This is a genomic window from Dyella sp. S184, assembly GCF_009766065.1.
GTDB lineage: Bacteria > Pseudomonadota > Gammaproteobacteria > Xanthomonadales > Rhodanobacteraceae > Rhodanobacter.
Genome location: NZ_LMUE01000002.1, coordinates 1,336,809 through 1,346,158, shown reverse-complemented (window position 1 = coordinate 1,346,158; position 9,350 = coordinate 1,336,809). Strand labels below are relative to the sequence as shown.

The 9,350-nt window shown below is 60.9% G+C and carries 7 protein-coding genes and 1 tRNA gene; 6 read left to right on the top strand and 2 right to left on the bottom strand.

From position 1 onward, the window contains the following. Positions 1-46 precede the first annotated feature (46 nt). The 3 genes from GSQ75_RS05890 (at position 47) to GSQ75_RS05880 (ending at position 4,275) form a co-directional block, all read left to right on the top strand. On the top strand, positions 47-1,117 hold the full coding sequence (locus GSQ75_RS05890) for a thioesterase domain-containing protein (protein ID WP_158753536.1): 1,071 nt from the start codon (positions 47-49) through the stop codon (positions 1,115-1,117). Between the two features lie 52 nt (positions 1,118-1,169). Beyond that, positions 1,170-2,630, top strand: coding sequence for a cytochrome P450 (locus tag GSQ75_RS05885; protein ID WP_158753535.1), 1,461 nt, complete (start codon positions 1,170-1,172; stop codon positions 2,628-2,630). A 238-nt stretch (positions 2,631-2,868) separates the two neighbouring features. Further along, positions 2,869-4,275: an MATE family efflux transporter gene (locus tag GSQ75_RS05880; RefSeq protein ID WP_216840614.1), complete on the top strand. Its 1,407-nt coding sequence runs from the start codon at positions 2,869-2,871 to the stop codon at positions 4,273-4,275. A 232-nt stretch (positions 4,276-4,507) separates the two neighbouring features. On the opposite strand, the gene GSQ75_RS05875 is transcribed toward GSQ75_RS05880, so the two are convergent. After that, positions 4,508-5,224, bottom strand: coding sequence for an integrase arm-type DNA-binding domain-containing protein (locus tag GSQ75_RS05875; protein WP_158753534.1), 717 nt, complete (start codon positions 5,222-5,224; stop codon positions 4,508-4,510). A gap of 162 nt (positions 5,225-5,386) precedes the next feature. Continuing rightward, positions 5,387-5,473 (bottom strand) — tRNA-Leu (locus GSQ75_RS05870). 284 nt (positions 5,474-5,757) lie between these two features. On the opposite strand from GSQ75_RS05870, the gene rnr reads away from it, so the two are divergent. The 3 genes from rnr to GSQ75_RS05855 are packed head-to-tail and all read left to right on the top strand — an operon-like array spanning position 5,758 to position 9,346. Beyond that, entirely contained in the window at positions 5,758-8,325 is a 2,568-nt protein-coding gene (gene rnr / locus GSQ75_RS05865) for a ribonuclease R (protein WP_158753533.1), read from the top strand. Further along, positions 8,322-9,068, top strand: coding sequence for a 23S rRNA (guanosine(2251)-2'-O)-methyltransferase RlmB (gene rlmB / locus GSQ75_RS05860; protein ID WP_158753532.1), 747 nt, complete (start codon positions 8,322-8,324; stop codon positions 9,066-9,068). The genes rnr and rlmB overlap by 4 nt, the downstream gene beginning before the upstream one ends. Beyond that, positions 9,065-9,346 carry a hypothetical protein gene (locus GSQ75_RS05855; RefSeq protein ID WP_158753531.1) on the top strand — a complete coding sequence of 94 codons (282 nt, stop codon included), beginning with the start codon at positions 9,065-9,067 and terminating at the stop codon, positions 9,344-9,346. The genes rlmB and GSQ75_RS05855 overlap by 4 nt, the downstream gene beginning before the upstream one ends. Positions 9,347-9,350: the final 4 nt, after the last annotated feature.

Here is a 9,350-nt window from a genome sequence, read left to right as displayed (position 1 = left end):
CAGCGAGGCGGCGTATGTCGCGCCGCGCACACCCACCGAACAGATCATGGCCAGCCTCTGGATGGAATTGCTGAAGCTGGACAGGGTCGGCATCCATGACGACTTCTTCGCGCTGGGCGGCCACTCCATGCTGGCAGTACAAATGGTGTCGCAGCTGCGCAAGCGTGCCGCCATCGGCATTGAATTGCGCAACCTGTTTTCGTACCCAAGCCTGGGCGCCCTGGCTGCCTTCGTTGATTCGAAGAAGGTGGCGTCGGCGCACCCGAATCTCGTTCCCATCCGAAGCCAGGGGCATCTGGCGCCGCTATTCCTCATTCATCCCGTGGGCGGGGAAGTACAGTATGCATTCGACCTGGCTCGGCATCTGGGCGCCGATCAGCCCGTTTACGCACTGGCGGCGAGTGGCCTGGTCGTCGGCGAGACGCCGCGCGCAAGCATAAACGAGATGGCGACCGTCTATCTGGATGCGATACGGCACGTCCAGCCCACCGGCCCCTATACGGTGGCCGGCTGGTCGCTGGGCGGCATGATCGCTTATGAAATCGCCCACCAGTTGCTCGCGATCGGTGAGACGATCAACTTCGTGGGGATGATCGATACCGGCAGCAGCGCATTCTTGCGGGATCAATGGAACACGAAGAATGTGACCGAATTCGATGAATGCAAGGCATTCCTGAGCTGGATCACCGACCAGCATGCAGATGCCAGCGGTGCGCGGCAGCATCCTGCCCACGACGAATTGGTGACGCTGGCGGAAAGCGGGGATATCGACGCGATGTTCGTTGTCTGTCAGCGTGAAGCACTTCTACCGGCGCATCTCGACATGGCGCTCGTCAAGCAGATCTTTGCCGTACACATCGCCGGGGCCAAAGCGGGCGTGGCCTATGAAACGCCACCCATCACGGCGACCGTGATGCTGCTTACCGCAGGTCAACACGGTGCCGCCGATGCGACGCTGGGCTGGGGGGATCTGCTGGGGGAGAACCTGCATGTGACGCGTATCGGCGGCAGCCACATGTCGATAGTGAAGTCGCCGCACATCGAGAAATTGGCGCATGCAATTTCTAGTGGAATCAAGCGCTATTCCGCACATACCGAACTGTCTTACGCGGATTAGCCAACACCATCGGAAGTTTTCGGAATTTCACACTTGCACTCAGGAAACCATCATGGATTCAAACTTCGCTGCCGCTGAACTGGATACGCACCCTGCAGGCGAGCTCAAGTATTCGCGCACGATTGCGGACCTGCCGTGCCCCAAGGGTCGCTGGTTCTTTGGCAATTCGCTGGAACTACGAGGGCGTCAATCGCACCTGACAGTCGCAAAATGGATTCGCGAGTTCGGCCCCTTCTTTCGCTTCGACACCATGGGCACCCAGCTGGTCGTTATCGCCGATCGTGACACCGCGGACAGCATCTTGCGAGATCGCCCTGCCGGGTTCAGGCGAAGCAAAGGCACCAAGGTGGTGATGAATGAGTTGAGTATCGGGGGCGTCCTTACCGCAGAGGGCGACGATTGGCGCAGGCAACGCAAGCTGGTGATGGGCGGTCTCAGTTTCGAAGTAGTGCGAAATTTCTTTCCAACGATGGTGTTCATGACCGAACGCCTGATGCAGCGTTGGAAGGCTGCGCTGGCGGAAGGCAGGGCCATCGAATTGCATCGTGACATGAAATCCCTGGCGCTAGATATCATCATGGGCGTGGCCACGGGGCATGACCTGAATACAGTCGGCGACGATGAAAAGCTGCTGGTGGATAACATTGACAGCATGATGAAGCGGCTGGAACAACGCCTTGTCGCCATATTTCCCCACTGGCGCCATTTCAAATTGCCGGTCGATCGCGAGGTCGATAGATCGATCGCGAACGTCAAGCAGACATTGATGGCGATCATTGAAAACACGCGCGAACGCATGCGTGAGCAGCCAGATCTGCATCAAAAGCCCGGCAACATGCTGGAGGCCATGATTGCGTCGAGCGACAATCCCGAATCGGGTTTCACCGAGCATGAGCTCATAAGCAATGCCATTCTGAACGTAATCGGCGGTGAAGATACGACAGCCAACACCCTCGCCTGGATGATCAACTTGCTGGCCGAGAACAGCGCCGCCGCCGCCGCCCTGACCAGCGAAGTCGACATGGTGCTCGGCGATGCCGCGGTGGCGGCTGATTGGGAGCAGATGAAGCAGCTGCCATACCTCGAAGCAGCTCACAGCGAGACCCAGCGACTGAGGGCGGTGGCTCCCCTGATTGGTGTCGTCAGCAATGAGGATTGCGTGGTTGCCGGAATCTTCATCCCGAAGGACACGCCGATCATCGTGTCGACCACGGGTGAAGGAATGGACGAGACGTACTTCCCGCAGCATGAGCAATTCAAGCTGGAACGCTGGATTTTCGAGCAAAAGCCGCACAAGGAGGACGATCCGGCGCGCAAGCTCTTTCCGTTCGGCGGCGGTCCGCGCATGTGTCCGGGCCGTTTCCTGGCCTTGACCCAGATCAAGCTGGTGATATCGATGATCATGCACAATTTCGAACTGGAGCTGGAAGCCGATGCGCCACCCGTCGAGCAGGTCATGAATTTCTTCATAGGCCCCAGCGCCGTTCCAGTACGGCTCAAGCTCCGTGCCTAGGCACCCCCCCGCGGCGCCACTACGACCGCGCCTGGCATGCGTTGCCAGGCGCGCCGCAGGCGCTCGTGCTTTCGCCTGTTCACATCACGCATGGAACATGGATCAAGAGTATGGACAAGTCGCAAAAAAAGGCGAGCCACGCGGCGAGCAGGCCTGATGGTGCAGGTGATTCCACCGGAACCTTTGTACAGCGGTCGCAGGCACATGGCTGCGGAGTCATATCAGCGGGGATATCGAATTGAATTCAAGCACCGTTGGCTTTGATCTCAAGATAGTCAGGAGAATCTTTGACGTTTCCATTCCATTGATGGGGTCGATGGTCGGAAACCTGATCATGATGCTCGTCGATCGCATTTGCCTCGCGAGGTATTCGAGTGACGCGTTGACTGCTTCCGGGCCAGCTATATACACCGCCATGGCCATCATCGGTGTCTTCGTGTCGATCGTCGGATTTTCGAGATCGTTCGTTGCACAGGCATTCGGGCGGTCCGGGCAGGGAGAGGCCGCCTACCAGGGCGCCGTGGGGATCTCGATCGGCATCGCGCTCGCGCTGGCGCTGTTGCTCATGGCGCCGCTGCTGCAGTTGATTCCCTTCCTCAGCGACAGGCCACCGCAGATCACCCGGTTGGAATCGCAATTCCTGTATTGGTCGGCTTATTTTGGCAGCGTCATGACGCTGAACGTGGCGCTTTCGTCCTATTTCAACGGAATCGGTAAAACCCGTATCACCTTGATCGTCGGACTCATCGGGCAGGCGGTGGTTATTTTCATGACGATCGGACTGGTTTTCGGCAAGTTCGGGTTGCCAGAGCTCGGCATGCGCGGCTCGGCCATCGGCACGCTGGTCGGCACGATGGTGATGTTTTTTTGCTATTTCTTCTACATGCCGCGCGAAGTGTGGAGCAATCTGCGCTCCCTGATGCTGAAGAGCCGGGGTTTTGTGCTGGCCGACATGTTTCCGCGCATCAGAAAGAGTGTCGCGCTGGGCGCCTGCAACGGCGTGGAGAATTTCGGCAGTGTCGCGTTTATCTGGATTATCGGGGCGTTGGGCGCCATTCCGCTCGCGGCCAACAACGTCAACATAGCCGTTGCCAACATCGCCATTATTCCCATCATCGGCCTGGCCATCGGGTGCAGCGTCTTGTGCGCAAACGCCATCGGCGACGATGACTATCCGCAGATACCCAGAATACTTTTTGTCACGATGGCGATCGAGTTGAGCTACGTCGCCGTGATCTCCTTTTTCCAGATAGCGATGCCCAACGTGTTGTTGAACCCGTTCGGGCTGGCCGACCATCCGGAAATCCACCGGGCCGCCATCGCAACCTCGCGGGTGCTGTGGATCTATTCGCTGGCATTCGCGCTCTCCATAACGGGAGCCGCGGTGCTGGAAGGTTTCGGTCTTACCCGCTTTCTGTTCGCTACCCGCTTGATCATCATGTGGGCGATCAGCATTCCCACGGTATACGCGATGGCCACGGCGCATACCGGCAATGCGGATTTCCTTCCAAAGTGCTGGGTCGCCGGCTCGCTGTTCGAGGCGGCTATCGGCGTACTGTATTTCTGGCGCATCTGGCTGGCGGTACGGAAACGCCAGAACGGCATCGTACTGGCACATATACAGCGTGTAGAGGAATCCGGGTAACCCGCGATATGCTCAATCCCCGGGCGGGGATCCCGCACACACCTCTGTAGCATGGGATGCGCCCATGCTACAGAGAGCCCTTGTGATGGATCCACGACAACAGCGGGTTCCTCATGGGCGCAGTGGATTTTCTTGCGGCAGAGCCGGTGTCAGGACGAACGACGGTCGGCGCAGTAAGCGCCAGTGCAGCACGCACAATACTCCCCGGATAGCCTTCAGTGACCCGCATGATCTATCCAAGCTTCGCCTCGTCCTCTGTGACGGACGGCATGTGACCGCTGCGGCCCGTGGGCAGGATGTGGTTCAGGCGCAACGTGCTTTCATCTGACCGCAGGCAGTCATTGATCGCGTGTTCCACCATGCCTGCGACGTACTGTCGGGTATTCTTCGCCAGTGCTGGCGTGCAGGCGGTCATGCTCACTAGTGGCGGCCTCACATCTCTGGCCTCCAGTGCGCGCATGTCCGTGTTGCCCAGTGTTGGCACTAGATTCGAGTCCACGACAAGCCGCGCCTTCCGGTACGTCTCAGCGCTCCAGACGGGCCGTTTCTCTGTTAACCATAACCAGCGACCCGAGACAGCGTGGAAGGATGCACGCTCTGTCTCCGCCTGCGCTGTTGCCTCGGCGGTGGTCTTGGCGTCACTCGCTATTGCTGCCGCCTGCTGTGTCTTGCGAACACATGCGTGATCTTTCCTTGTTTGGCATCGCATCGAACTTCCTCGGCACGGCCCGCACACGAGCATCAGCGAGCGATAGGGCGGGATAGTGACCAATGGTGGCCGGTGCTGGTTGCGTCCATCGGGCAGGCGATAACGGACTATCCACGCCTTCAGCCCTGCCACACTCACGGCGAGGTACAATCCATTGCCATCGGCCAATGTGAACGGCGCGGCTTTGGCTTTCGCTTTGCTGATTTGAACCTCTGTAAGTGGCTGTGCGAGCTTGGGCATTCAAGAGACCTTTTTGAGTACATAGGCACCCAACATACTCAAAAGCACGAGCTTCCACGATATGTCGCAAGACACCGCAAAACATACACGCACAAAAAACCCCGCTATTATGCGGGGTTTCAGGGAATCAAGAGAGCTGGTAAGACTCCCCGATACAGCATGTGGTGCCCAGGAGAGGACTCGAACCTCCACGGAGTTGCCCCCGCTAGCACCTGAAGCTAGTGCGTCTACCAATTCCGCCACCTGGGCAGGTGTCACACCGCTCTGCGAGCTGCGTGAGCCGCGTAATTTAGGCATCTGCCGGTGGCTTGTCAACTCTTTTTCACATTCAGATCTTCACACCCAATCATCGCGTCGTGTCATTCTCCGCGCCGCGCATACCACAAGGATAATTAGTGACCAGAAAAACTCCCCCGCAGTCCGGCAAAGGTCCGGACTCATCTGCAGTTAAAGGCCGGGCGAAATCCGCCGGACCGAAACAGCGAGCAGGCGCTCCCACCGAACCACGACGCAACAAGGCTGCCGCAGGCGCCATGCGTGACCCCCATGCCGATCGCGAGGCGCAGCGTTATGCGCGCCCGATCCCCAGCCGCGAGGCGATCCTCGCCCTGCTCGAACAGCGTGGCGAACTGCTGACCGAGGCACGCATCGCCGAGGCGCTTGAAATTCACGAAGAAGACGACCTCGACGCGCTGCGCAAACGGCTAGGGGCGATGGTGCGCGACGGCCAGCTCTTGCTGGGCCGGCGCGGCGGCTATGCGCCAACCCAGAAACTCGACCTGATTGCCGGCCGGGTGCTGGCCAACGCCGAGGGCTACGGCTTCCTGCGCCCGGACGAAGGTGGCGACGATCTGTACCTGTCGCCGCAGCAGATGCGTGCGGTGATGCATGGTGATCGTGTGCTGGCCAGCGTGGTCGGCATCGACCGGCGTGGTCGCAAGCAGGGCGCGATTGCCGAAGTGCTGGAGCGGCGTTCTTCGCGGCTGGTCGGCCGAGTGGTGATCGAGAACGGTGTGACCCTGGTGGCGCCGGACGATCGTCGCCTGAACCAGGACGTGATGATCAAGCCGGGTCAGGAGCAGGGTGCCAGCTCCGGTCAGATCGTGGTGGTCGAGATCACCGATCCGCCGACACCGCATCGTGGCCCGATGGGCGAGATCCGCGCAGTGCTGGGCGAGCGGCTGCAGCCGTCACTGGTGGTGGAGATGGCGATTGCCAGCCACGACCTGCCGCACGAGTGGCCACCGGAAGTGCTGCGCGATGCAGCGCAAGTGGAATCCGTGGTAACCGCCGCCGAGCGCGAAGGTCGCACCGATATTCGCATGCTGCCGCTGGTGACGATCGATGGCGCCGATGCACGCGACTTCGATGATGCGGTATATGCCGAACCGAAGCGTGGCGGTGGCTGGCGGCTGATCGTGGCGATCGCCGACGTGTCGCATTACGTGCAGGTCGGCAACGCGCTGGACCGCGAAGCCTACGAGCGCAGCACCTCGACCTATTTTCCCGGTTTCGTGGTGCCGATGCTGCCGGAGACGCTGTCCAACGGTATCTGCTCGCTGATGCCGAAGGTCGAGCGGATGTGCATGGTCTGCGACATGGTGGTCGATGCGGAAGGCAACGTGACCAAGTCGAAGTTCTACGACGCGGTGATGCTGTCGCATGCACGGCTCACGTACGAGAAGGTGTGGCAGGTGGTTGGCCTCAATGATGCCGATGCGCGCCATGAAGTCGCCGACGTACTGCCGCAACTCGAAAACCTGCACGCGCTGTACAAGGCGATGGCGCAGCAGCGCAAGCGCCGTGGCGCGATCGACTTCGAGACACCGGAAGTGAAGTTCCGCCTCGACCAGACCGGCAACGTCGAGTCGATGGGTGCCACCGAGCGTAACGACGCACACAAGCTGATCGAGGAATGCATGATCGCCGCCAACGTGCAGGCGGCGTTGTTCCTGGAGAAGAAAAAGATCCCCGCGCTGTTCCGCGCGCATGAGCCGCCGCCGGCGGAGAAGTACGAAGACCTGCAGCAGTTCCTGCGTGAGTTCAAACTGCGCATGCCTCCGGTGGAGGATGTCACCCCGGCCGACTTCTCCGAAATCCTGCGCATGGTGCATGACCGCCCCGAGCGCGAGCTGATCCAGAATGTGTTGCTGCGCTCGCAGAGCATGGCGGCCTACCAGCCGGACAACCGCGGCCACTTTGGTCTGGCGCTACAGGCGTATGCGCATTTCACCTCGCCAATCCGTCGTTATCCGGATTTGCTGGTGCATCGTGCGATTCGCTACGCGTTGACCAACGGCAAGCCGGCCGACTACACCTACAGCCCTGCCGAGATGTCGGCGATGGCGATCCATTGTTCGCAGCGCGAGCGCCGTGCCGAAGAGGCCGAGCGCGATGTGGACGAGCGCTTCAAGTGTGCGTGGATGGAAAAGCATATCGGTAGCGAGTTCGAGGGCGTGGTGACCGGCGTCACCTCGTTCGGCCTGTTCGTGGAGCTTGACGAATCGAAGGTATCCGGCCTGGTGCATATCAGCCAGCTCGCCAACGATTACTACCACTTCGATGCGACCAGGAAATTGCTGAAGGGTGAGCGCACCGGCGCGCAGTTCCGTCTGGGTGACCACGTGCGCATCCAGGTGCTGCGTGCCAGCCTGGAAGATCGCAAGATCGACTTCCGGCTGGTTTCGCCACGTGCCTCGGCTACACCGCCGGCTGCAACCGGCAAAGCTTACGACTACGCCGCAAGTGGCGAGCGCTACTCGTTGCCGAAGAAAGCTGCTGCTCCAGCCAAGGCGTCCGGCATGTTCGGGCGGGCAGCGAAGGCAATCGGTCGCGCGTTCGGCCGGCGTGATGCCGTGGTGCCGGAGACGCCCGTACTGAGCGATAATCCGCCGCCGCGCTCGCGTGCTTCCGCATCGCATGATGATGGCGGCAATCGTCCGCGCCGCGCCTCGGCACCTGCCAAGTCGGCACATGGCCAGCCGAGTCGCGGCAAACGGCAGGGTCAAGGCCACGCCGCCAAAGCACCGCCTGCATCAAACCCCGCAGCTGCTGGCAAAAAGCGCAGCGGACGCAAACCGAAACCGAAAGGCAAGCCATGAGTGAGAGTTGGATCGTCGGCATCAATCCCGTCGAAGGTGCACTGAGCAACGACGCCGAGCGCGTGCGCGAGCTGGTGGTCGAACAGGGCCAGCGCAATGCGCGGGTGCTGGAACTGGCCGAGCGCGCGAAGGCGCTGAAGATCACGGTGAATCATCGTCCGCGCGAGCAGTTGGACAAGCTCGCCGGCGAGGCGCGCCACCAGGGCGTGGCAGCGCTGTATGAAGCGCCGCCGATGGCGCATGAAAACGACCTGGCGGCGCTGATGGAGCGTGATGGCAGCAACACGCTGGTGCTGGTGCTCGATGGCGTCACCGATCCGCACAATCTCGGCGCCTGCTTGCGCAGCGCGGCGGCGGCGAAAGTCACCGCGGTGATCGTGCCGAAGGATCGCGCCGTGGGTCTGACCCCGGTGGTGCGTCGTGCCTCGGCCGGCGGTGCCGACCGGGTACCGCTGGTCGCGGTGACCAACCTGGCGCGCACGTTGCGCGAACTGAAGGATGCCGGCGTGTGGATCACCGGCTTGGCCGGTGACACCGACACTTCGGTCTATGGCGTCGACTTCAAGGGCCCGGTGGCGCTGGTGCTGGGTGGCGAAGGCGAGGGCATCCGCCGGTTGACCCGTGAGCTGTGCGATTTCGTGGCGAAGATCCCGATGCCGGGCACGATGGAGAGCCTCAATGTCTCGGTCGCCACCGGCGTGGTGCTGTTCGAGGCCTTGCGTCAGCGGAGTGCTAAGCGATGAACCTGTTCTGGCATGACTGGGCCGGCTATATCGGCGTAGTGCTGGTATTGCTGGCGTTCCTGCTGTTGCAGGCGCACAAGCTGCATGGCAACGGCCTGACCTATCAGCTGATGAACATCTTCGGTGCGCTCGGGGTGATGTTGTCGCTGATATTCGGCAGCTTCAATGCCTCTGCCTTCGTGATGGAAGTGGCTTGGGCAGCGATCGGTATCTACGGTGTGGTACGCGGCGTGCGTCTGCGCCGCATGGGGCGTCAGACGCAGCAAAACGGTTTATAGAGGC

Excerpts from the sequence above, each read along its gene's own strand:
- GSQ75_RS05890 (WP_158753536.1), top strand. The coding sequence starts at position 47 with ATGGCCAGCCTCTGGATGGAATTGCTGAAGCTGGACAGGGTCGGCATC.
- GSQ75_RS05885 (WP_158753535.1), top strand. The coding sequence starts at position 1,170 with ATGGATTCAAACTTCGCTGCCGCTGAACTGGATACGCACCCTGCAGGC.
- GSQ75_RS05875 (WP_158753534.1), bottom strand. The coding sequence starts at position 5,224 with ATGCCCAAGCTCGCACAGCCACTTACAGAGGTTCAAATCAGCAAAGCG.
- rnr (WP_158753533.1), top strand. The coding sequence starts at position 5,758 with ATGCGTGACCCCCATGCCGATCGCGAGGCGCAGCGTTATGCGCGCCCG.
- rlmB (WP_158753532.1), top strand. The coding sequence starts at position 8,322 with ATGAGTGAGAGTTGGATCGTCGGCATCAATCCCGTCGAAGGTGCACTG.
- GSQ75_RS05855 (WP_158753531.1), top strand. The coding sequence starts at position 9,065 with ATGAACCTGTTCTGGCATGACTGGGCCGGCTATATCGGCGTAGTGCTG.